This is a genomic window from Pantoea sp. 9140 (assembly GCF_000745295.1).
GTDB classification, from domain to species: domain Bacteria; phylum Pseudomonadota; class Gammaproteobacteria; order Enterobacterales; family Enterobacteriaceae; genus Pantoea; species Pantoea vagans.
The window spans coordinates 2,551,845-2,574,244 of sequence record NZ_JQNO01000001.1 but is presented as its reverse complement, the minus strand read 5'-3'; the positions used below and the strand labels follow the sequence as shown (position 1 = coordinate 2,574,244).

General features: G+C 55.9%; 19 protein-coding genes and 1 tRNA gene. 11 read left to right on the top strand and 9 right to left on the bottom strand.

Annotated features, from left to right (window positions below; translation table 11 throughout):
* Positions 1–328 precede the first annotated feature (328 nt).
* The 5 genes from FA92_RS12020 (at position 329) to ompC (ending at position 8,950) form a co-directional block, all read left to right on the top strand.
* A complete protein-coding gene (locus FA92_RS12020) occupies positions 329–2,245 on the top strand; it encodes an Ig-like domain-containing protein (RefSeq protein ID WP_033783715.1) in 1,917 nt (638 codons plus the stop codon).
* A 305-nt stretch (positions 2,246–2,550) separates the two neighbouring features.
* Positions 2,551–3,906 carry a TolC family outer membrane protein gene (locus tag FA92_RS12015; protein WP_013358552.1) on the top strand — a complete coding sequence of 452 codons (1,356 nt, stop codon included), beginning with the start codon at positions 2,551–2,553 and terminating at the stop codon, positions 3,904–3,906.
* Positions 3,907–3,922: 16 nt separating this feature from the next.
* Complete coding sequence (locus FA92_RS12010; RefSeq protein ID WP_033783714.1) at positions 3,923–6,067, top strand: type I secretion system permease/ATPase; 2,145 nt, start codon at positions 3,923–3,925, stop codon at positions 6,065–6,067.
* A complete protein-coding gene (locus FA92_RS12005; protein WP_013358550.1) occupies positions 6,064–7,233 on the top strand; it encodes an HlyD family efflux transporter periplasmic adaptor subunit in 1,170 nt (389 codons plus the stop codon). Before FA92_RS12010 ends, FA92_RS12005 begins: the two co-directional genes overlap by 4 nt.
* 598 nt (positions 7,234–7,831) lie before the next feature.
* Positions 7,832–8,950, top strand: coding sequence for a porin OmpC (ompC, locus tag FA92_RS12000; protein WP_033783713.1), 1,119 nt, complete (start codon positions 7,832–7,834; stop codon positions 8,948–8,950).
* Positions 8,951–8,976: 26 nt separating this feature from the next.
* Here the strand turns inward: ompC and FA92_RS22710 are convergent, their stop codons facing one another.
* Both FA92_RS22710 and FA92_RS23485 read right to left on the bottom strand, forming a co-directional pair.
* On the bottom strand, positions 8,977–9,171 hold the full coding sequence (locus FA92_RS22710) for a hypothetical protein (RefSeq protein WP_072008977.1): 195 nt from the start codon (positions 9,169–9,171) through the stop codon (positions 8,977–8,979).
* A 149-nt stretch (positions 9,172–9,320) separates the two neighbouring features.
* On the bottom strand, positions 9,321–9,431 hold the full coding sequence (locus tag FA92_RS23485; RefSeq protein ID WP_013358547.1) for a hypothetical protein: 111 nt from the start codon (positions 9,429–9,431) through the stop codon (positions 9,321–9,323).
* 172 nt (positions 9,432–9,603) lie between these two features.
* On the opposite strand from FA92_RS23485, the gene apbE reads away from it, so the two are divergent.
* From apbE to FA92_RS11985, 3 genes are all read left to right on the top strand, one after another.
* The gene (apbE, locus tag FA92_RS11995) at positions 9,604–10,650 is read left to right on the top strand and encodes an FAD:protein FMN transferase ApbE (RefSeq protein WP_033783712.1); all 1,047 of its coding nucleotides are present in this window, start codon (positions 9,604–9,606) and stop codon (positions 10,648–10,650) included.
* Positions 10,650–11,291: a DNA oxidative demethylase AlkB gene (alkB, locus tag FA92_RS11990; RefSeq protein WP_033783711.1), complete on the top strand. Its 642-nt coding sequence runs from the start codon at positions 10,650–10,652 to the stop codon at positions 11,289–11,291. Before apbE ends, alkB begins: the two co-directional genes overlap by 1 nt.
* Before the next feature lie 95 nt (positions 11,292–11,386).
* A complete protein-coding gene (locus FA92_RS11985) occupies positions 11,387–13,039 on the top strand; it encodes a multidrug ABC transporter permease/ATP-binding protein (RefSeq protein WP_033783710.1) in 1,653 nt (550 codons plus the stop codon).
* A gap of 155 nt (positions 13,040–13,194) precedes the next feature.
* Here the strand turns inward: FA92_RS11985 and FA92_RS11980 are convergent, their stop codons facing one another.
* From FA92_RS11980 to FA92_RS11960, 5 genes are all read right to left on the bottom strand, one after another.
* Entirely contained in the window at positions 13,195–13,911 is a 717-nt protein-coding gene (locus tag FA92_RS11980) for a 4'-phosphopantetheinyl transferase superfamily protein (RefSeq protein ID WP_033783709.1), read from the bottom strand.
* Positions 13,912–13,983: 72 nt separating this feature from the next.
* Entirely contained in the window at positions 13,984–14,187 is a 204-nt protein-coding gene (locus tag FA92_RS11975) for a hypothetical protein (RefSeq protein ID WP_003854174.1), read from the bottom strand.
* Between the two features lie 439 nt (positions 14,188–14,626).
* Positions 14,627–14,703 (bottom strand) — tRNA-Pro (locus FA92_RS11970).
* Positions 14,704–14,776: 73 nt separating this feature from the next.
* A complete protein-coding gene (gene yejM / locus FA92_RS11965) occupies positions 14,777–16,531 on the bottom strand; it encodes an LPS biosynthesis-modulating metalloenzyme YejM (RefSeq protein WP_033783708.1) in 1,755 nt (584 codons plus the stop codon).
* A gap of 22 nt (positions 16,532–16,553) precedes the next feature.
* Positions 16,554–16,781, bottom strand: a complete 228-nt coding sequence (locus tag FA92_RS11960; protein WP_010248348.1) for a YejL family protein — start codon at positions 16,779–16,781, stop codon at positions 16,554–16,556.
* Positions 16,782–16,939: 158 nt separating this feature from the next.
* Here FA92_RS11960 and yejK point away from each other — a divergent pair, with 158 nt between their 5' ends.
* On the top strand, positions 16,940–17,944 hold the full coding sequence (yejK, locus tag FA92_RS11955; RefSeq protein WP_013358541.1) for a nucleoid-associated protein YejK: 1,005 nt from the start codon (positions 16,940–16,942) through the stop codon (positions 17,942–17,944).
* A gap of 119 nt (positions 17,945–18,063) precedes the next feature.
* Here yejK and rplY read toward each other — a convergent pair whose 3' ends face one another.
* Positions 18,064–18,348, bottom strand: coding sequence for a 50S ribosomal protein L25 (gene rplY, locus FA92_RS11950; RefSeq protein WP_013358540.1), 285 nt, complete (start codon positions 18,346–18,348; stop codon positions 18,064–18,066).
* Between the two features lie 141 nt (positions 18,349–18,489).
* Positions 18,490–20,244, bottom strand: coding sequence for a DEAD/DEAH box helicase family protein (locus FA92_RS11945; protein WP_013358539.1), 1,755 nt, complete (start codon positions 20,242–20,244; stop codon positions 18,490–18,492).
* Between the two features lie 155 nt (positions 20,245–20,399).
* On the opposite strand from FA92_RS11945, the gene rsuA reads away from it, so the two are divergent.
* Together rsuA and FA92_RS11935 are read left to right on the top strand one after the other, a co-directional pair.
* Positions 20,400–21,119: a 16S rRNA pseudouridine(516) synthase RsuA gene (gene rsuA, locus FA92_RS11940; protein ID WP_033783707.1), complete on the top strand. Its 720-nt coding sequence runs from the start codon at positions 20,400–20,402 to the stop codon at positions 21,117–21,119.
* Positions 21,120–21,168: 49 nt separating this feature from the next.
* Complete coding sequence (locus tag FA92_RS11935; protein ID WP_013358537.1) at positions 21,169–22,365, top strand: Bcr/CflA family multidrug efflux MFS transporter; 1,197 nt, start codon at positions 21,169–21,171, stop codon at positions 22,363–22,365.
* The last annotated feature ends 35 nt before the right edge of the window (positions 22,366–22,400 follow it).

Below are 22,400 nucleotides of genomic sequence, written 5' to 3'. Positions count from 1 at the left end.
TCGTGATTGAACTCAGCGGGTGCGCAAGCACCCGCTTTTTTTGTTTTAGTCACGTAATAATTTCACTTTCCAGATTATCGCCACTATTCATTAGCAGAATGAAAGATTAGGGTAAGCGCAGCAAACGGCGTGACGCCGTAAATCAGCATTCTGGCTCCATTTGTCGCTTTTATCAGCGTCTTCTTTCATCATCCCTGTTACCTGCGGGTAATCAGTTCCGACCAGCGGAAACGGGCAGTGTCAGCTGACCCACTACCCATCGTCAGTCTTAACGTCCGGTTTATCCGGGCGTTTTAGTCTGCGTTTCTGTTCTGAACTGAGGTTACCTATGTCAACACGCGATACGCTTCGTTCCGTCCGGTTCGAATCTATTTTCCAGACGGCGGTGAGCGACTTTGCTGTCGCCGACAGCGCGCTGCCCGCCATTATTCCCGTGGCCACGCAGAGTCTCAATCTGCCCGTCACCCCTCTCTCTGCGGAGTTACCGCATAGCAGTCCGCTCAACTACAGTGCCCTGGCGCTTAGCGCGGTTGAGAGTACGTCACTCGCTGCTCTGCGCCCCTATGAACCGATTGCCAGAGATGGCGTCATTGCCGCCTGGGAGGCGCAAAAGCCGGTGCATCTGCGTGGCCGGGCTGAAGGCGAAGCGGGCTCAACGGTCACGCTGACGTTTAACGACCAGAGCTGGCACAGCACCGTTAACAAGTGGGGCTACTGGAACGCCTCCATGCCGGCTGATGCCCTGAAAGGCGTGCCGGATGGCAATCACAGTCTGGCGCTGACCATCACCGATAAAGCGGGCCACAGCACCACTACCGATGTCGATTTTGGTCTCTATGTTGATCGCACTATCAAACCGACCCTGACAGTAGACACGGTCAGTGGCGACAACGCGGTAAATATTGCTGAGAGCATTTACGGCGTTGAAATCAGCGGCAGCGCAACACACCTGCCGGCGGGGTCAGTGCTGAAATTAACCCTGGGCACGCAGACCACCACTGCCCACATGGAAAGCGACGGCAAGTGGTATGGCACTTTCCAGGAAAGCGATATGCAGGCGCTGCAGGATGGCGTCTACAGCCTCAAAGTGACGGCGACCGATCCGAATGGAAAAACCGTAACCGACTATCACGACCTGACGCTGATTACCCACCTGAGTAGCCTGCCAAAAATTACCTTTGATAAGATCACGTCGGACGACGTGATTAATCTGGCAGAAACCCAGCAGGATCTGCTGCTGAGCGGCACGCTCTCTACCGTGATGCCGGGTCACCGGCTGGTGATTACCGGTGCCAACCAGAAAGATTATGCTGCCACAATAGGCGAGGATGGCCACTGGCAGGTGGTGATCCCGGCGGCGGATGTGCACGACTTTATTAATATTGGCGAGATCCGCGCCTGGTCGATCGACGGGGCCAATAACTACACGGATGCCACGCATGAGCTGAATATCCACACCGGCTTTATTCCGATCTACACCGAAATGGATCTGGGCGATGACATGACGCTTAACTATCAGGAGGCGCAGCACGATCTGAGCTTCTACGTTGAGGGCTGCAACACGCTGGAGATCAACGGCAAAACCTACCAGCCCGATGCGCAGGGCATGGTGACGCTTACCTCCGGCGAGCTGATGGCGCTGCCGGATGGTCCTGTCGCCGCTACTTTTCATCGCCAGGATCAGTACGGCAACAGCGACACGCAGAACTGGGACTCCCTCTTTACCGTGGCCGTGCATCAGCGGCCAACTCTGACGCTGGACACCGCCTTTGATGACAACAAAATTGATGCCGCCGATGTGAACAGCTGGCATCTGATCCAGGGCAGCTCCAGCCATCTGCAACCGGGCAGCCTGGTAGAATTAACGCTGGGCGATCAACACTACAGCGCCAGCGTAAAAGCGGATGGTGGCTGGGCACTGACCATTCTGGCCGGGGAGCTGGCGCCGCTGGATGATGGTGAGTACCAGATGACGGTCAGCGGTAAAGACAGTGCCGGTAATCTGGCCACGGCCAGTCAGACGGTGCAGGTGGTATCGCATACCGAAACGGCCAGCCTGATGGCGGATCAGACGGTGGATAACCTGCTGGAAACCGTCACGCTGACCCAGCAGGCGGAGACCGCGCACGTGGCGCACGCCTCCACGGCTTCTGCCGTACCGCAGGAGAGTCATCTCTTCTCCGATGTTTCTTACACCCTTGCCGATCATCTGTTGCAGCATCCTGCAGCACAGCCGATAGTCTGACACCAACACATTAGTAAAATCACTACCTTCCGGACAGGTCTGTTAAGCCTGTCTGGATTGGCATGGATTGCTTTGCTGGTTGTTTTTCATCCATAAAGGATAAATATTAAAGAATTCATCTGTTTTTAGCAGGAATAAGCGCGGAATATGATCTAATAATGTTAAAGTTCGTTTAGCGTCGCCGCTTGCGAACCATAAATAAAATAACGCAATAAAACGGTCTGGCTCTGAGATACACCCCTTTTTGCTCGCTTTGTTCACCAGGAAAAACACCATGATGATAAGAACCCTTGCTGGTATGGATAATGAACAAAGCGCGATTAACTTTTTTGTTGTGCGCCCTGAGTGGCGTGGCAGTGCCCGCGGCCTTTGCCGCACCGTTACCGAAAGCCGAATTTAACTGGCGCGCCGCGCCAACCGAAGAACAGATTGCCAGCTTAACGCTGCGCGACGCCATTCTCCGGGCCTTTGCCCGCAATCCGAAAATCTCGGAAGCGGCGGCACAGATCCACGTCGGTGAGGGGGATCTGGATGCCGCCCGCAGCGCCTGGTATCCGCAGATCTCACTGCAGGGTGCCGCGGGACGCTCTCACCAGACCGACTCAGCCGGCAGTCTGAACAATAATGGCTCCGGCGGTATCACGCTCAGTCAGCTGCTTTACGACTTTGGCCGCACCGGCAGCGCCATTGATGAACAGCATGCCCTGTCAGAGGCTTATCGTTTCGGCCTGTTCGATTCGATGACGACCGTGGCGGAAGATACGCTGCAGGCCTACCTCGAAGTCAAACGCTACCAGGCGCTGTCTGAAACGGCGCACACCAATATCGCCTCGCTGCAGCGGGTACGGGATATCGCAAAACTGCGTGCCGATGCCGGACTCAATTCCCAGTCAGATGTTTTGCAGGCGGAAACCCGCATCGCCGCGATGCAGGCCACGCTGGAGCAATATCGCGCCCAGCTGCGTTCTGCCACCGCGCAGCTGACCGTGCTGACCGGTGTCGTGCCCGCCACGCTGCCCGAACTGCCTCAGGCGCTGCTGAAACAGCAGATAACCCTCGACAAAATTGCCTATGAAAGCAGCGCCGCAGTACGCAGCGCGCAGTCTAAACAGGAAGCTGCCCGTGAGCGGGTGCGCCAGGCTCAGTCCGGTCACTGGCCGACCATCAAAGTGCAGGCGGGCCGGACCCGCTATGAAAACGATCGTTCGTCTTACTGGGATGATGAAGTGCAGCTGCAGGTGGAAGCGCCGCTTTATCAGGGCGGCATGGTAAATGCCAAAACTGAGTCAGCGGAGGGCGATCGCGAAGCGGCACAGGCTGCGGTGCAGCAGGCCAAACTTGCCATCAATCAGAACGCCTCGACTGCCTATGCCGACATGATCGGGGCACAGCAGCGGCAGGCCGCCGGAGAAGTGCAGCTGGCCAGCGCCGACCATACCCGTAATGTCTACGCCGATGAATATCGTCTGAGTAAGCGCAGCCTGAACGACCTGCTGAGCGTGGAACAGGATGTGTTTCAGGCCGACAGCTCACGTATCACCGCGCTTTACGATGGCTGGGACGCCACCGTGCGCTATGCCGCCGCGGTAGACAATCTGCTCGATATCATGGGTATCGATCGCCAGCAAAGCAGCGGCGATCTCCTTCCTTCGCTGCAATAGCGATAAGGCATAAATAATGAGTACTTCAACCCTGAATACCGATAACTGGATTGCCGCCATGCTGCGCGTCGCCGCGCGATTCGGTAAACCTGCCGATGGTAAAACCCTGCGTCAGCAGATGCGCTGGTTTGAACATCTGCCAGTGTCGCAGCAGCTGGAGCGGCTTTCCGGGCTGCTCGGACTGCATCTGACCATGGTGCCGCAGAACAAACTGCGCTGGCGTCAGGAGATCACCCCGGTGGTGCTGGTGCTGGAAAATGCCAGCGTGGCGGTGCTGGAGAATATCGATTCTGACGGCAGCGCACGCTACTGGCTCAGTGAAGGCGGCGATGTGGTGCGCGAAAGCGCCTTATCGGAACTGCTGACGCGCGCTCAGGGCGATGTCGGCGTGATTGGCGTGGCGGCGCGTGGCCGGGATGCGCGTATCGACGAATTTGTTCAGCCCTATGAGCCGCACTGGTTCTGGAAAAACTTTCGTGGCATGGGTCGCCGTATTACCGAGATCTCGCTGGCCTCGGTGATCAGCAATGTGCTGGCGCTGGCCGGTATTCTCTTTTCGATGCAGGTCTACGATAGGGTGATTCCGGCGCAGTCGCAGTCCACGCTGTGGGTACTGTTTGTCGGGGTGCTGATCGCCGCAGCCATTGAGTATGTGATCCGGCTGATGCGAACTCAGGTGTCAGACTTAATGGGCAAACGCATCGACCTCAAAGTCTCCGCCATGCTGTTTGCCCGGGCGATGAGCATCCGTAATGAGGCGCGGCCAAAATCGACCGGCTCCTTTATTTCGCAGCTGCGTGAGATCGACCAGGTGCGTGAGTTGCTGACTTCAACCACGGTGGGTGCAGCAGCCGATCTGCCGTTTGTCATCCTGTTCCTGTTTATCATGTCGTTTGTGGGCGGCTGGCTGGTGCTGATCCCGCTGGCGGCGATCCCGCTGATCGTTATTCCCGGCCTGCTGGTGCAGATCCCGATGGCGCGGCTGGCCAAAGAGGGGCTGCGCGAGGGCGCGCTGCGCAATGCGATGCTGGTGGAAACCATCGAAGGGATTGAGGATATCAAGGCGCTGCAGGCAGAACCCTATTTCCAGCGTCAGTGGGAACAGACCCACGAAGTCAGCGCTTCAATCAGCAATCAGCAGCGGTTATGGGGCGCACGCCTTACCGGCTGGGCATCGACCGTGCAGCAGCTCACTTATGCCGGAATGCTGGTGTTTGGTGTCTATCTGGTGCTCGATTCGCAAATCACCACCGGTACGCTGGTTGCCTGTAGCCTGCTCTCATCCCGCACCATCGCCCCATTAATGCAGCTGACCATGGTTTTCTCACGCTGGCAGCACGCCAAAATGGCGATGAAAGGGCTAGATGAGCTGCTGAAAAAGCCGCTCGATCAGCCTGAAGCCGCCACGCTGGCGCACTGTCCGACGCTTACCGGCCAGTACGATCTGCGCAATGTCCATTACAGCTATGACGAAGAGAATGAAAAAAATGTGCTCCACGTGCAGCAGCTGCAGATCAAGCCCGGCGAGAAGATTGCCATTCTGGGCAAAGTCGGGGCAGGGAAGTCGACGCTCCTGAAGATCCTGGCCGGTCAGGCGCAGGCCACTCAGGGCAAGGTCATTGTCGATGGCGTCGACATTGAGCGTATCGATCCTGTCGATTTACGCCGTCAGCTCGGCTGGCTGTCGCATGATTCCCGTCTCTTCTTTGGCACGCTGCGGCAGAACCTGATGCTGGGTAATCCCCACGCCAGCGAACAGGAGATGCTGCAGGCGCTGCGCATCAGCGGCGCGCTGTCGCTGGTCCAGCAGGATGCTGCCAGTCTGGATCGTATTATCAATGAAGGCGGACGCGGGCTGTCAGGCGGGCAGCGTCAGATGGTGATGCTGAGCCGGATGATCCTGCGGCAGCCGCAGGTGGTGCTGCTGGATGAGCCGACTGCGGCCATGGATGAACAGCTGGAGGAACATGTGATCCGTCAGCTACAGGGCTGGATCAGTGGCCGGACGCTGGTGCTGGTGACGCATCGCCCGGCGCTGCTGAAGATGGTTGATCGGATTGTGGTGATGGATAACGGCCGGATTGTGGCCGATGGTCCGCGTGACGAGATCCTGCGCCGTGCGACGACGCCAGCGACGCCAGGGAAAGGAGATGCTGCATGAGTCTGGTTATTGTTGATAAAGATCTTGCCCGTCATGAGCGCCGGACATCGGCAATTATCTGGCTCTGCACCGCCGCGCTGGCGATTTTTCTTATCTGGGCGCACTTCGCCATTCTGGATGAGGTGACCGTCGGCACAGGTAAGGTAACACCTTCCAGCCGCGCGCAGGTGATTGACAGCCTGGACGGCGGCATCGTCAAACAGCTGAATGTGCATGAGGGCGATATTGTTGAGAAAGGGCAGGTGCTGGCGACGCTCGATCCGACGCGCTTCCAGTCCAACTTTGGCGAAGCGCAGGCCAAAGTGCGCACGCTGCGTGCCTCATCCGAAAGGCTTGAGGCGGAGTTGTCGGGCACGCCGCTGACGTTCAGCGCCGAAACCCTGAAGGAGCCGAACCTGGTCACGCGCGAACGGCAGCTCTACGAATCGCGTCGTCGTAATCTCACTGAAACCATCAGTAACCTGCAGCAGTCGCTGAAACTGGTACAGGATGAACTGCGGCTGACGGAACCGCTGGTGGCTAAGGGCGCGGCAGGACAGGTCGAGGTGATTCGTCTGCGCCGTCAGGTCAGCGATCTGCGCGGTAAAATTGATGAGGCGCGTAACGACTATCTGGTGCGTGCCCATGAAGAGCAGGTGAAAAACAATGCCGAACTGGATGCACAACTGCAGGTTGCTGCGGGCAAAGAGGATCAGCTGACGCGTGCTACGCTCTACTCGCCGGTACGCGGCATCGTCAAAGATATTCAGGTCACCACGGTCGGTGGCGTACTGGAGCCAGGCGGTAAGCTGATGGAAATCGTGCCGCTGGAGGATCAGCTGCTGATTGAGACGCGCATCAATCCACGTGATATCGCCTATATCCGCCCCGGTCTGGCCGCCACCGTAAAAGTGACCGCCTATGACTCTTCTATCTATGGCGACCTGCCCGGCGAAGTTGAAACGGTGTCGCCCGATACCCTGCAGGATGAGGTAAAACGCGATCAATATTACTATCGTGTTTACGTTCGTACCCAGAAAGCGGAGCTGACCAACCGTGCCGGACGAAAATTCCCGATTGTGCCGGGTATGGTGGCCAACGTGGAGATTAAAACCGGTCAGAAATCGGTCATGGACTATCTGATTAAGCCGCTGAATAAAGTCAAAGAATCGCTACGCGAGCGCTGACAATCAGCAGCATCCCCACTATCCGCCTGCTTAATTACGGTGATAAATTAACATGGCGGATATTTCATCATTCCATGTGCAAAGCGTGCGCAATTTAACACTCTGTGCGGAAATAAGACGTAGTTAATTTAACCCGCTTAAGAAAGTTTACGTGCATATAACGGAACGGCAAATTGCAGGCAAAAAAATGCCGGACGATTTGTCCGGCGGGAAATAATAAGTTGTACATCTCATTCGGGGAGAATGAAGGTAATAATGGAATAAATGATGATAGCGGGGTCTATTCTATTACCAGATCCCGCAAAAGTTTTATCATTCAGTGCTTCAGAAAGGTCTGATGCAACCTGTTGATAACAAAGAATACCAATTGAGATTGACGATTCGTGCGCTGATTTTTATCGATCCGTGCTGGTTATTAGTTCCCCGATATTTACATTAAGAAATAACTGTTTCGACTTATGAAACACTTTTGGAAAATTAGTAGCATTTTCCTGGTGGATTATTGCCCGTTATATAACAACAATGGCCTGCCGGCTGAATTTTTAATCATTCAGTTCGCAGTGGCAAATAATAAAGGCACATAACAGAGGGTAATAAAATGAAACGTCGCGTTCTCTCCCTGGTGATCCCTGCATTGCTGGTTGCAGCAGGATCAGCAAACGCAGCTGAAATCTATAACAAAGACGGCAACAAATTAGACCTCTTCGGTAAAGTTGACGGTCTGCACTACTTCTCTGATAACGACAGCTCTGACGGCGACCAATCCTACGTTCGCTTCGGCTTCAAAGGTGAAACCGAAATCAGCAATGAGCTGACCGGTTACGGCCAGTGGGAATATCAGGCCGCGCTGAACAACGCCGAGTCTCAGGGCACTGCTGACAGCTTCACCCGTGTCGGCTTTGCCGGCGTGAAATTTGGGGATGCAGGCTCGTTCGACTACGGTCGTAACTACGGCGTAGCCTACGACATCGGCGCATGGACCGACGTGCTGCCCGAGTTTGGTGGCGATACCTATGGCGCGGATAACTTCATGTATCAGCGCGGTAACGGCATGGCGACCTACCGCAACAATAACTTCTTTGGTCTGGTGGATGGCTGGAACTTTGCAGTCCAGTATCAGGGCAAGAATGGCAACAGCAGCGAATCACCTAATGGCCGCGACGTACTGGGCCAGAACGGCGACGGCTGGGGTCTGAGCACCACCTATGATCTGGGTCAGGGCTTCGGCATTGGCGCAGCAGCTTTCCAGTCTGACCGTACCAATGATCAGAACAGCGCAACGTCAGGTATTCTTGGCCGCGGCGATAAAGCGGAAGTGTACACAGGCGGTCTGAAATATGACGCGAACAATGTCTATCTGGCAGCGATGTACTCACGTGCTTACAATGCGACCCGCTTTGGTGACAGCAGTGACGCCTCTTCAGCTTACGGGTATGCGGATAAAGCGGATAACTGGGAACTGGTTGCACAGTATCAGTTTGACTTCGGCCTGCGTCCATCCCTGGCCTATGTCACCTCACGCGGCACCGATGTTCAGAACTGGGGCAAACAGAATCTGAAAAAATATATCGATGTTGGCGCGACGTACTACTTCAACAAAAACATGTCTACCTATGTTGATTACCAGATCAACCTGCTGGACGACAACGCCTTCACCGACGCAGCCGGTATCAATACCGACGACGTGGTGGCACTGGGTCTGGTTTACCAGTTCTAAATGTTCTGAGTTGTCAGGGAGCGCAGTTACCGCTGCGCTCCTGCATCACCTTCCGGGCTGAGCGTTTCAGCCTTTTGCCACTTTGTGGGTTCTGGTGCTGTTGTTACCGACGACACAACACTGCCGAATCGTGCACCTTCAAATGCCACACCTGCCAGCGTAAAGGCTGAAAAGCTCAGCCAGTGATGCCATGCTGTTGGCCACTTCTGTGAATTTTTCATTCTGCACCTCTCAGAGATAAACACTGTTTCAACAGTGCAGAATTCATGCCAGCTTTACCGCTCTCACAGCCACAGACGGCGCGCCCGTTTTGGTACACTTGCCGCGCGCGTCAGAGAGGCATTGCCCCAATCAGGTGCAGCCAGGCCTGTTAATGGCGCGGCCGGGAAGGCGTCATATGACGATGACGACGTTGTTCGACCACTTTATAACTTCCATAAACAAACAGACCCAGGGCAATAACGAGAATCGCATAAATCATCTGTAGCTCCTTACTTTGAATTAATGTTTATCGCCTGTCGGGAGGCGGGGTCAGGATAGATGACCGGTGAATGTTCTCGTGATTCAGAAAAATATTCAACGCTATTTAAGCTAATTTACCCGAAGTTTATGCTTTGTAGCAGAGCTGAATAAAGTGTTACAAGTGAGGGAAGATGCGTTCTCAGATTAATCTGCTGTTTATAGCGATGTTGGTACTGATGTTAGCAGCCTGTGATAAGCCAGCGGCAACAACCGCACTGGTACTGGAAGGAAAAACGATGGGGACCGTCTGGCGTGTGAGCCTGGCGGGAGTAGAGAGCGAACGTAAAGCGGAGCTGCAGCAGCGCATTCAGCAGCGGCTGGACGCGGATGATGCTGAACTCTCAACCTGGAAAGCCGATTCCGTGCTATCGCGCTTCAACCAGAGCCGGGAGCTGTCACCGCAGCCGGTGAGTGAAAATATGGCGGATATTGTCATCACCTCTTTGCGAATTGGCCGCCAAACCGGCGGGGCGATGGATATCACCGTCGGGCCACTGGTTAACCTGTGGGGTTTTGGGCCGACGAAACAGCCTGGTCATACGCCGGATGCGGCACAGATCGCTGCCGCCCGGGCGCAGACCGGGTTACAGCATCTGCGGGTGGTGCAGGGTGCAGACGGGCAGTGGCTGCAGAAAGATCTGCCTGACCTTTATGTGGATCTCTCAACGGTGGGCGAGGGCTTCGCTACCGATCATCTGGCGCGGCTGATGGAGCAGCTCGGCATCAACAACTATCTGGTGTCGGTCGGGGGTGCGGTGCTGAGTCGTGGTCTGAATGCGCAGCAGCAGCCGTGGCGTGTGGCGATTCAGAAACCGACGGATCGCGAAAATGCGGTTCAGGCGCGCGTTGATCTGCAGGGACACGGTATCAGCACCTCCGGCAGTTATCGCAACTATTATGAACTGGACGGCAAGCGCATTTCTCATGTGATCGATCCCGTTACCGGACGGCCCATTGAGCATAAACTGGTCTCCGCCACGGTGATCGCCACTACGGCACTGGAAGCCGACGGTTGGGATACCGGATTGATGGTACTCGGCACTGAAAAAGCCAAAGCACTGGCGATAAAAGAGCATCTGGCGGTCTATCTGATTAGTAAGCAGGGCGATAAATTTGCCAGCTGGATGTCGCCGCAGTTTGCTGCCTTCCTGATCCCCGACAAATCCGGAGAACCCTGATGTTAGATCTTTTTAGTGAAGAGCAACCCTGGCAGGAGCCGCTGGCTGAAGGAGCTGTGATCCTGCGGCGTCGCGCGCGCGAAGAGGCAGAAGCGCTTTATCAGCAGATAATGACGATTGCGGAACAGAACCCGTTTGCCCATCGCATTACGCCCGGCGGCCATCGCATGTCGGTGGCGATGACCAACTGCGGCGATTTTGGCTGGTCGGTGGATTCACGTGGCTACAATTATCAGCAGCAGGACAACCTCAACGGACGTCAATGGCCACCCATGCCACCGCTGTTTCGTACTCTGGCAAAGCAGGCGGCATCAGAGGCAGGATTTCCTGACTTTAATCCGGATGCCTGCCTGCTTAATCGCTATGAACCGGGCGCGAAGCTGACGCTGCATCAGGATAAAGATGAGAAAGATCTGCGCCAGCCTATCGTTTCGGTGTCGCTGGGCTTGCCGGCGGTTTTCCAGTTTGGCGGCTTCGAGCGCGGCGACACGACTCAGCGTGTGCTGCTGGAACATGGCGATATTGTGGTGTGGGGCGGGCCGTCGCGCCTGCGTTATCACGGCATCCTGCCGCTGAAGCCAGGCGTTCATCCGCTGGCCGGTCCCTGGCGTTATAACCTGACGTTTCGCCGCGCCTTTTGACCCGCCACGCCGGTTATGGCGTGGTGAGAATAACTATTGCTATCATTTGGCATCCCATTACACTGCAGGCTGTTTTTAGCTGATGGATTGCCTGCATGACGTTGTTAAGCGTTGTTTTTCGCCAGTTCCGCTGGCCTTTTCTCGGGGTGATTGCGCTGACGTTGATAAGCGCCGTGCTGGGTATCGGCATGATCGCCTTCATTAATCGCGAAATGATTGTCGCCATTAACACCTCCTTTGCGGTATTGCCGCAGTTTCTGTTGCAGTTGGTGGTGCTGATGGCGGTGACGCTGGCCTCGCAGCTGGCGCTGACGATGCTTGGCCATCAGTTTGTCTGGCGACTGCGCGGTGAGTTTATTAAGCGTATCCTCGATTCCCGGGTTGAGCGCATCGAGCAACTCGGCAGTGCGCAGCTGCTGGCGGGACTGACCAGCGATGTGCGGGCGATTACGCTGGCCTTTGTACGCCTGCCGGAGCTGTTTCAGGGCGTCATCATTACGCTTGGCTCGGCAATTTATCTCGCCTGGCTGTCGCCCAAAATGCTGCTGGTGACCAGTCTCTGGCTGGGTGTCACGCTTGTGGGCGGCTGGATGCTGGTTTCACGCGTGTATCAGCACATGGCAAAGCTGCGGGAAATCGAAGATAACCTCTATCGCGATTACCAGACGGTGATTGAAGGGCGCAAAGAGCTGCAGCTTAACCGCTCCCGTGCACAGCAGGTCTATGACACCGTGTATCAGGAAGATGCCCGCGCCTGGCGTCATCATATTGTACGCGCGGATACTTACCATCTCAGTGCGGTTAACTGGTCAAATATCATGACGCTAGGCGCTATCGGCATGGTCTTTTTTATGGCTAACAGCCTGGGCTGGGCTAATACCGCCGTCGCCGCCACCTTTTCCCTGACGCTGCTTTTCTTACGCACGCCGCTGCTCTCGGCGGTGGGTGCGTTACCGACGTTGCTCAGTGCCCAGGTCGCTTTCCGTAAGCTCAACGCCTTTGACCTCGCGCCTTATCAGCCCGGGTTTCATGCCCCATCTGCCGTCTCTGACTGGCAGACACTGGAGCTGCGCGACGTCTCTTTTCACTATGGTGATAATGGCTTCCAGGTGGGACCAATTAACCTGACGCTGCGCCGGGGAGAACTGGTGTTCCTGATTGGCGGCAACGGTAGCGGGAAATCGACGCTGGCGATGCTGATGACCGGACTTTATCAGCCGCAGTCCGGCACGCTGCTGCTTGATGGTAAAGCGATCACGGCTGACGAGCTGGATGTGTGGCGCAGCCAGTTCTCGGCAGTCTTTACCGACCTGCATCTGTTTGACCGGTTAATCGGACGGGAAGGGGTTGCGGCTAATCCGGCGCTGGTTCAGCAGTGGCTGGAGCGGCTGAAGATGCAGGATAAGCTGAAAATTGAAGGCAACAAAGTGCTGAACCTGCGGCTATCCAAAGGGCAGAGTAAGCGACTGGCACTGCTGCTGGCGGTGGCGGAAGAGCGCGATGTGCTGTTACTGGATGAGTGGGCGGCCGATCAGGATCCCCATTTTCGCCGCATCTTTTATCGCGAGCTGCTGCCGTGGTTGCAGCAGGCGGGTAAAACGGTGTTTGCCATCAGCCATGACGATCATTACTTCATTCATGCCGATCGGCTGCTGGAGATGCGCGAAGGCCAGTTAACGGAGCTGACCGGTAATGAGCGCGATCTCGCCACGCTCGACTCGGTAAAGCGCACCGACACCGGGCTTTGACGGCAGCTGGCAAAACTTAGCAGAAAAGCGCACTGGCGTGCTGCGCGTCAGACAGGCTACTTTAGCAATCAGCAGAAACGTCGGTTTCTGCCATCCTGAAACGTCTTCTTTCGTCTGTGTTTACCCCGGCTAAATACCCTTGTTTAGCCGGTTTTTTAAAGCTGATGCGTGATCAGGGTGATGACCTGATTCTCCTGCCAGATAAAGTCCGCTTGCAGTAACGTCCCCCTCGCAAAGCGCTCGCCGACGTGCTGAGTCAGGCTCAGCATGGCACTTTGCTGCGCGAAATCTACGGACACCAGTGCCGCATCCAGAAAGTCCATCGGCTGATGCAGTTGTGGCCATAGCGCTTTATATACGCTTTCTTTGAGCGAGAAGAGCAGGGTGGCGGCCGCACTGAAGGAGACGGGCAGCGTCCGCAACAGCTGCTGTTCCTGCTTGTTCATCAGCAGCGTTGCCGTTTCCTGTGCCGTGGTCTCTGACATCAACTGCTCGACATCAATGCCAACTGCGCAGGGCTGACGGGTAGCCGCCACGACGACGACACCACTACTGTGTGACAGTGACGCCTGAATGCCGGCAGGCCAGAGGGGAGATCGGTCAGGAGCGTTAGTCAGAATGAAATCATCAATGCCCAGTTCTGCCATTACTGACCGGGCAAGTAACCGGCTGGCAAGATATTCCGCACGTCTTTTATTGACCGCCTGCTGCAGTCGGGCGGGCAGTGGAATACCCCATTCGACAGCCAGCGCGTCATGATATTTTTGTGGGTCAAAGTGACTCACCGCCAGCAAAGGATCGCTGTGATTAAGATGACAGGAAAGGATAAAGCCGCCTGCAACAGGCGGCAGCGGCAGGTCGGGATAGCGCATGCGAAACCATCATCAGAACCCAAAAAGGCATTTAATCAGGCGCGATGGTTCAGGGCAAGCAGCCCGCCGCAATCAGTCGTTGGGAGGAATGGCAAAACTTTTAAGAGAAACAACGAAATGGTGGTGACCCCTGCTGATGCGTGCACCCCGGTCGCACCAGTGGCTCGCCAGACGAAAGAAATCGTCGCTGCCAATGTCATACGCCAGTTCCACTTTGCTAATGCCTGAATGAAGTAACGCTTCTGCATCTTTCAGGCTTTTCGCTTTGATCGCCATAAAAATTATCCGTCAATTTCTGGGGAGTTCAGGGTAGATATTTTCTGTGACATTTTTGTTTCAGTTTGATGAAAAAGCGCAGCGGGTGGCTACTTTTATGAGGCGGATCAGGCTTTTTTGCAAGCTTTAACCTGATGATTACATGAGGAATGTTAACCCCGTTCGGGATTAATCTGAATATTAAGCAATGGGAAGCAGCGACAGAGAAAGGCCGCGTCAGACGCGGCCCTGTGGGTTACTTTTCGTCTGGCGGGGAAGGTTGCTTATCGCCGGACTCAGGTGCTTCGGTTGGATCGTCTTTTTCGATTACTGTCATGAACTCTCCTCTTGTTACCCACTCGTTTTTAAGTATAGATCGGATTGCTGGACGCGCGAGGGAAGTTAAAGTCTGACGACAGAAACGAAAAAAGCAGCCTTTTGGGCTGCTTTTCAGGGAATTTGGTCGGCACGAGAGGATTTGAACCTCCGACCCCGGACACCCCATGACCGTGCGCTACCAGGCTGCGCTACGTGCCGAACACTGGAAGATAAGTCTACTGGTTATCGTCATGAATGCAAGATACCCGCAAACTATTTGCCTGATAATTAATCAGTTAGCGATAAACCGCTTCTCCTCGGTGAGTACCTGCAACAGCAATGCCAGCTCTGGCTTGTGATCTTTAAGCGCGTTGCCCTGCGCATCATAAGCGCGATAGCTGCCATTGTTGTTGAGCACCAGCGTCACCTGCGGCGTGGTAATGACCAGTTTATTCTCTTCGCTGCTGGCGACCCAGTCATGGCGACGACGCGCTGCAAACAGATCTTCACCCTGCGAGTAATTCACCGGATTGGTCCGCACATGCAGCAGGCGCTGCATCAGCGTCGCCATCACATCCTGATGATCCGAAAGGCGATCAACCGTCTGCGCGGGGGTGTCAGGCCAGTGAATCACTAACGGCACCTGCAACGTCTGGCGGTTTCCGGCACTGTCAGGATTGCCATCCAGCGCCAGACCACGCTGCGCGGTGATCACCACGACGGTGTTCTTCAGCAAATCACGTGCCTGCAGGCTGCTGAGCACCGCGTGAATCTGTTCATCAACAGCCGGAGCCTGACGCAGATAGCTGCGCTGACGCGCTTTGGCACTGTCGCCGGTCACATCAGGGCCGTTCAGGGCGATCCATGAGAACCAGGGCGCCTGTGAATCTTTCTGTTTCTCCAGCCAGTTCTGCCATTGCCCCACGGTGCTGGCGTTGGGCTGACTGCTGGTGGCAGGCAGTGAATAATCGGTCAGCAACGCCTGGCGGTAGAGCGGCGGATTAAAGCCTTCTGAGGAGAACAGGCCAAACTGATAACCCTGGGTACTCAATGCACCCAGCAGGGCAGACGGCGTCCGGGAGGCCAGAATGCCGTTCATGTAGCTGGAGGAGATACCGTAGAACAGGCCGAATAAGCCTTTCTCCGGCGTATCACCCGCGCTGTAGTGCTGCGTGAAACGCACGTTCTCGCTGGCAAACTGATTGAGTTGCGGCAGCGCTTTGGCCAGCGTGGCGTTGTTCAGACCATCGACGGTCAGCACCAGCAGGTTATTGCGTGTCCCGGCGTCACGGAAAGTAATGTCGCTCAGCGGATACTCTACCGCCAGCGCTTCCGGATCCCCCTGCTGAACCAGACGGCGCTGATACTCCTGCGCATCCAGCAAGCCGTGACGTTCCAGGAAGCGGCGGGCGGTCATCGGATAGGAGAGCGGCAGATTGGCTCGCTGCATGGTAATCGGGCGATAGAAGTTGGCATCGGCCCAGATATACATCAGGTGGCTGGCAAAGAAGGCGCTGATAAACAGAGCTGCGACAGGTTTACCAAATGAACGGCGATTGAGGCTGCGCAGCTTCTGCCAGCTCCAGGTCGCAAACAGCATCTCGACCAGGAAAATCAGCGGCACGCTGATAAACATCAGCTGCCAGTCACGCGCCATCTCGCTCTGATCGGGGTTAATGACCAGTTCCCACACCACCGGATTCAGGTGCAGGTGGAAACGGCTGAAGACCGCACTGTCGACCATCACCAGCGTCAGCCCGGACGTCGCAATCACCGCAGATAACACCCGCATCAGCCGTTGCGACATCACCACAAAGGTCAGCGGGAAAATAATCAGCAGATAAGCGGCAAACACGACAAAACTGAAGTGGCCAACCCAGCTGGTATAGGCGTAGATACGCCCCGCCAGCGAAGAAGGCCAGTCGGCGACCAACAGGTAGCGACTGCCTAAAATCAGCGCGAATAAGATATTAAACAGAGCAAACCAGTGCCCCCAACTGATCATCTGGGAGACTTTTTCGCGGTAGCGCTGCCGGTTGGTTACCATATTATGAAGTCAAATCAGCCAATTAATGAGCATTGTCGTCGCGCACAGATGCCTGAAGGGCATCGGCGAAAGAGCGTGCCAGTGAACGACGTTGCGCCGGAGCGACATCGCTGTTAATTAAGTTGGTCACCATATTTCCCAGTACCATCAGGGAGAGGTCGGTGGGGGCTTTATCCTTGTGCAGGATTTGGGCCATTTCCGCGAGGAGTTGTTCCACGCGTTCGTCACTGTAGCGTGATGATTGTGCCATATCGTCGTCTAAGCTCATTTCAAAAGGCGATATATTACCGGAACAGCGCACTTTTTACCGCAATTTTATCGAAAGTACCGCGTTCGCTTTCAGCATGGAGTTGAAAGCCGATGCTGGCGGTGTTTGAATACGCGCCTGTGCTAAAAGGAGAGTCTACCATGAGTCTGGATATCGACCAGATTGCCCTGCATCAGTTAATCAAACGCGATGAAAACCAGCTTGAACTGGCGCTGCGCGATTCGCTGCTGCCTGCCACCAACACGGTCAACGCGATGGTGGAAGAGTTACACCGGGTTTACAGCGCAAAAAGCAAAGCCTATGGCCTGTTCAACGCTGAGAGTGAACTGGCAGAAGCGCTGCGTAATTGTCGTAAGGGCAACGATGATTTTCTCGCTTTTAGCCGTGCCGCGACCGGTCGTCTGCGCGACGAGCTGGCAAAATACCCGTTTGCGGAAGGCGGCGTGGTGCTGTTTATTCACTATCGCTATCTGGCGGTGGAGTACCTGCTGATTGCGGTGCTGAACAGCCAGTCCAGCATGCGCGTCAATGAGCAGCTGGATATCAGCAGCACGCATTATCTCGATATCAATCATGCGGACATCGTAGCGCGTATCGACTTGACCGAATGGGAAACCAACCCGGAATCGACCCGTTACCTGACCTTCCTGCGCGGCCGCGTTGGTCGTAAGGTCGCTGACTTCTTTATGGACTTCCTCGGAGCCGAAGTGGGATTAGACACTAAGGCGCAGAACCGCGGTCTGTTGCAGGCGGTCGATGACTACTGCAACGAATCGGAACTGGACAAGCAGGAGCGGCAGAACTATCGCCAGCAGGTTTACAGCTACTGCAACGAGCAGCTGCAGGCGGGCGAAGAGATTGCGCTGGAAGATCTGTCGAGCGAACTGCCACCGCTGGGCGAAAAAACCTTTCAGGCCTTTACCCAGGAGCAGGGTTACGAGCTGGAAGAGAGCTTCCCTGCGGATCGCAGCACGTTGCGTCAGCTGACAAAGTTTGCCGGAAGCGGCGGGGGACTGACCCTGAACTTTGATGCGATGTTGCTGGGTGAACGCATTTTCTGGGATCCGGCCACGGACACTCTGACGATTAAGGGCACACCGCCTAATCTGCGCGATCAGCTCCAGCGCCGTACCAGCAGCAAATAAAAAAAGCCGGGCTTAGCCCGGCTCTGTTGCCTGATACGTCGATTGTCCTGGTGTATCAGCGACAAAATAAAAGGGCCGGTTTCTCAACCGGCCCTTCTGTTTTTCAACGTAATTCGCGATTAAGCGCGAACGAAGTCGATGTGGAACAGTTTTGGCTTGAACGGGTGACGCTGAACAGCCTGAACTTTCACTTTAGTTTCTTTGCCGTCAACTGACAGGGTCAGAACTTCGTCGTAGAAACCTGGCTTAGCCTGCAGGTTCATTACTGAGTCGTGATCCAGATCGATGGCAACAGCCGCTTCAGAACCACCGTAGATGATGGCCGGGAAACGGTTTGCTGTACGCAGGCGGCGGCTCGCACCCTTACCCTGCTCTTTACGTTCTACTGCATTGATAGTGAGCATTAATATATCTCTTTATTTAATCCTGCTACAGGCGACCCAGTAACAGGCAGGTTATTCAATCCCGCTGATGCACATGCAAAAGCGGGCGGCAGTATAGCCGTTATGCCAGGTGGTAGCAAACGATATACCCGCCAGCAGGGATTACCGCAGCTCATTGGCGCGGCGATAACGACCCTGATAATCAAACATTTTCTCGCGGATTTGCCAGAACTGGCCTTTGGCGCGCGCCACGACAAAGTCGGGATGTCGCAGCAGGGGCTGCAACGCCAGCACGTCAGCGGCGGTCTGCCAGCCCAGCGGTACGCCGGGCGCGCGCTGATGCGGGCGCATAAAGAGCTGTTCAAACGCCTTACGCTGGGCGGGTGTCTGCAGGCGAAACCGTTCGCTGACGCTGGTGCCTTCCTCATCATGATAAGTTGCCTTCAGCCATTCACCTTTGGCGTCGCGGCCCTGTTCCAGCGTCATACCGCCACAGCGCAGCACCAGCGCATCCTTCAGTTTCAGGGCAGCTTTAAGCATATCGTCCGGGTCGACCAGAATTTTGTCGCACTGATGGCAGCGCCGGGCGGCAATATCATTCTCTGCGCCACAGTCAGGGCAGCTTTTAAAGCGGAAGCGGAAATCACACTGTTCGCGCTCACCCTCATCATCTTCCAGCACGCCCTGACAGCGTCGGCCAAAATGCTCAATCACCATGCCATCGGCGGTCGCCTTGCCCCAGAAGGTGTTGGCGAAACCGCAGGCGGGACAGAAAACCTGCACCGGCTGGTTGTCGCTCTTACCTTTAGGCGCGCCGACTTCGGGCGTAAAAAGGTCATGCGGATTACCGGCATAATCCAGGATAAGACAGTCGGTTTTACCGGGCGAGAGCCGCAGCCCGCGGCCGACGATTTGCTGGTAGAGGCTCACTGACTCGGTCGGGCGCAGGATCGCAATCAGATCCACGTGCGGAGCATCAAACCCGGTGGTCAGCACCGCCACGTTCACCAGGAATTTCAGCTGCTGCGCTTTAAACGCCAGAATCAGGGCATCACGCTCGCGGGCGGGGGTGTCGGCAGAGACCAGCGCGCTGTTTTCAGGCAGCAGCTGCAGAATTTCCCGCGCATGCTCTACCGTTGAGGCGAAAATCATCACCCCCAGCCGATCTTCAGCGAACTCCACAATCTGCCGGATGATATGGGGCGTTACGCGCTGCTGCTGTTTCAGCTCGCGATTCAGATCGGCTTCGCTGAACAGGCCGTTAGACTGTGCCGTCAGGCGGCTGAAATCATACTGCACCACCGGCATATCCAGCCGCTCAGGCGGCACCAGGAACTGATGCTTGATCATATAGCGTAGCGGCAGCTCATAAATGCAGTCGCGGAACAGCGACTTTTCGTCGCCACGTACCATGCCGTGATAGTGGAACTGATAAATCCAGCCTTTACCCAGCCGGAACGGCGTGGCGGTCAGGCCGAGTAAACGGAGCTGAGGATTGTGCTGACGCAGATGGTTGAAGATCTGCTGATACTGGCTCTCTTTGTCATCGCCGATGCGGTGGCACTCATCGACGATCACCAGCGAGAAGGCGCTGTCGAACAGGTCGAGGTTACGCGCCACCGACTGTACGCTGCCAAACACCACTTTGCGCTGGCTCTCTTTGCGCTGCAGGCCGGCGGCAAAAATATCGGCCTCCAGTCCGTAAGCCTGATATTTGCTGTGGTTCTGTGCCACCAGCTCTTTGACGTGCGCCAGCACCAGCACCCGGCCACGCGCCAGCCGTGCCAGCTCGGCAATCACCAGACTTTTTCCGGCACCGGTTGGCAGCACAATAACGGCGGGCTCCTGATGGCGACGGAAATGCGCCACGGTGGCATTCACCGCATCCTGTTGATAGGGGCGTAAGGTAAAAGACATGTTGCTCACTTTTATAAAACTGGTGGTAATTATGCCATGAAAGGGCGGTAAACGCGCTGTCAGGCTGGCGCGGATCACGTTATACTTCCCGCACATTTTCAACGGTTAACCAGGCCGTTTCAGATTCCCTCCGCAGTAACAGGCAAAACGAATTCATGCGACTCGACAAATTCATCTCTCAGCAACTGGAAATCAGCCGCGCTATCGCTCATCGCGAGATCCGTGGTCAGCGTGTCACCGTCAACGGTGAAGTGGTACGCGACACCGCGTTTAAACTGCTGCCCGACCACGAAGTCGCCTACGACGGCAACGTGCTGCAGATGCTCACCGGCCCACGCTACTTTATGCTGAACAAACCGCAGGGCTACGTCTGCTCAACCGACGATCCCGATCATCCGACTATCCTCTATTTCATCGAAGAGCCAATGTCATTCAAACTGCACGCGGCAGGGCGTCTTGATATTGACACCACCGGGCTGGTGCTGCTGACAGATGATGGCCAGTGGTCACATCGCATTACCTCGCCACGTCATCACTGCGAGAAAACCTATCGTGTCACCCTGGAATCGCCGCTCGGTGACGATACGGCCGCGCAGTTTACCGCGGGCGTGCAGCTCCACAATGAGAAGGACCTGACGAAACCGGCACAGCTGGAGGTGATTACCCCCACAGACGTGCGGCTGACCCTGAGCGAAGGCCGCTATCACCAGGTGAAACGGATGTTTGCCGCCGTCGGCAACCGGGTCATTGAGCTGCATCGCGAACGTATCGGTGACATTGCGCTGGACGACGATCTGGAACCGGGCGAATACCGGGCGCTGACAGAAGACGAGATCGCCAGTATCGGTCTGCCAAAAGAGCTGCAGGCAAAATAACCGGGCGGGCCAGGCGGCCCGTACCTGATTCATTTGTGCAGGAGAGGGTGTGCGTAAGGAAAAGAATTCGCCAACAGGACTGGTTGTCATCCTTGGTCTGTTAGCCATGCTGATGCCATTGTCGATCGACATGTATCTGCCTGCGATGCCGCAGATTGCGCGTGAGTTCGGTGTGTCAGCCGGTAGCGTGCAGATGTCGCTTAACCTCTACATCCTTGGCTTCGCGATTGGCCAGCTTATCTATGGGCCACTGGCAGACAGCTATGGGCGTAAGCCGGTGATTGCACTCGGCACCCTGATCTTCGCCTGTGCCGCCGCGGCCTGTGCGCTGTCGCAGAGCATCGACCAGCTGATTCTGATGCGCTTCCTGCACGGGCTGTCGGCTGCCGCAGCCAGTGTGGTGATTAATGCCCTGATGCGTGACAGTTACTCGAAAGAGGACTTCTCGCGCATGATGTCCTTTGTGATGCTGATTACCACCATTGCGCCGCTGCTGGCCCCGATTATCGGGGGCTGGCTGCTGGTGCTCTGGAGCTGGCATGCCATCTTCTGGGCGCTTGCGGGCGCGGCACTGGTGACGACGGTGCTGGTCACCACGCAGATCCGCGAAACCCTGAAGCCGGAGCAGCGACAGCGGTTTCACCTGCGCACCACGCTGGGCAATTTCGTGACCCTGTTCCGCCACAAGCGGGCGTTCAGCTATATGCTGGCAAGCGGCTTCTCCTTTGCCGGGCTGTTTACCTTTCTCAATGCTGGCCCCTTTGTTTACATCGAGCTGAATCACGTCTCACCGCAAAACTTTGGCTACTACTTTGGCCTTAACGTGGTGTTTCTGTTTCTGCTGACGCTGATTAACAGCCGCGCCGTGCGCCGCTTTGGCCCGGTGGCAATGTTCCGGCTGGGCCTGCTGATTCAGTTCTGCATGGGGATCTGGCTGCTGATTGTCAGCGCTTTCAGCCTCGGTTTCCTGCCGCTGGTGATGGGGATCGCGCTGTTTATCGGCTGTGTGTCGATGGTCTCATCGAATGCGATGGCGGTGATCCTGGATGAGTTCCCGCACATGGCGGGCACGGCCTCGTCCCTGGCGGGCACGCTGCGTTTTGGCGTCGGCGCGTTTGTCGGTGCGTTGCTGTCGCTGGTGAGTTTTAACAGCGCCTGGCCGATGGTCGGCACTATCGCACTCTGCGCAACAATCTCTCTGTTGCTCTTTTTCTACGCTTCACGTTCCCGCACTGCGCCCCGTTAATCGGGCGCAGTGGTTTCCCCGCCGTTGTCCGCAGT

Coding starts and splice junctions, on each gene's coding strand:
- FA92_RS12020 (WP_033783715.1), top strand. CDS start 329: ATGTCAACACGCGATACGCTTCGTTCCGTCCGGTTCGAATCTATTTTC.
- FA92_RS11960 (WP_010248348.1), bottom strand. CDS start 16,781: ATGGCACAATCATCACGCTACAGTGACGAACGCGTGGAACAACTCCTC.
- FA92_RS11975 (WP_003854174.1), bottom strand. CDS start 14,187: ATGGCGATCAAAGCGAAAAGCCTGAAAGATGCAGAAGCGTTACTTCAT.
- FA92_RS22710 (WP_072008977.1), bottom strand. CDS start 9,171: ATGAAAAATTCACAGAAGTGGCCAACAGCATGGCATCACTGGCTGAGC.
- FA92_RS11980 (WP_033783709.1), bottom strand. CDS start 13,911: ATGCGCTATCCCGACCTGCCGCTGCCGCCTGTTGCAGGCGGCTTTATC.
- FA92_RS12015 (WP_013358552.1), top strand. CDS start 2,551: ATGAACAAAGCGCGATTAACTTTTTTGTTGTGCGCCCTGAGTGGCGTG.
- FA92_RS11985 (WP_033783710.1), top strand. CDS start 11,387: ATGACGTTGTTAAGCGTTGTTTTTCGCCAGTTCCGCTGGCCTTTTCTC.
- ompC (WP_033783713.1), top strand. CDS start 7,832: ATGAAACGTCGCGTTCTCTCCCTGGTGATCCCTGCATTGCTGGTTGCA.
- rsuA (WP_033783707.1), top strand. CDS start 20,400: ATGCGACTCGACAAATTCATCTCTCAGCAACTGGAAATCAGCCGCGCT.
- FA92_RS12010 (WP_033783714.1), top strand. CDS start 3,923: ATGAGTACTTCAACCCTGAATACCGATAACTGGATTGCCGCCATGCTG.
- rplY (WP_013358540.1), bottom strand. CDS start 18,348: ATGCTCACTATCAATGCAGTAGAACGTAAAGAGCAGGGTAAGGGTGCG.
- alkB (WP_033783711.1), top strand. CDS start 10,650: ATGTTAGATCTTTTTAGTGAAGAGCAACCCTGGCAGGAGCCGCTGGCT.
- FA92_RS11945 (WP_013358539.1), bottom strand. CDS start 20,244: ATGTCTTTTACCTTACGCCCCTATCAACAGGATGCGGTGAATGCCACC.
- yejK (WP_013358541.1), top strand. CDS start 16,940: ATGAGTCTGGATATCGACCAGATTGCCCTGCATCAGTTAATCAAACGC.
- yejM (WP_033783708.1), bottom strand. CDS start 16,531: ATGGTAACCAACCGGCAGCGCTACCGCGAAAAAGTCTCCCAGATGATC.
- FA92_RS23485 (WP_013358547.1), bottom strand. CDS start 9,431: ATGATTTATGCGATTCTCGTTATTGCCCTGGGTCTGTTTGTTTATGGA.
- apbE (WP_033783712.1), top strand. CDS start 9,604: ATGCGTTCTCAGATTAATCTGCTGTTTATAGCGATGTTGGTACTGATG.
- FA92_RS12005 (WP_013358550.1), top strand. CDS start 6,064: ATGAGTCTGGTTATTGTTGATAAAGATCTTGCCCGTCATGAGCGCCGG.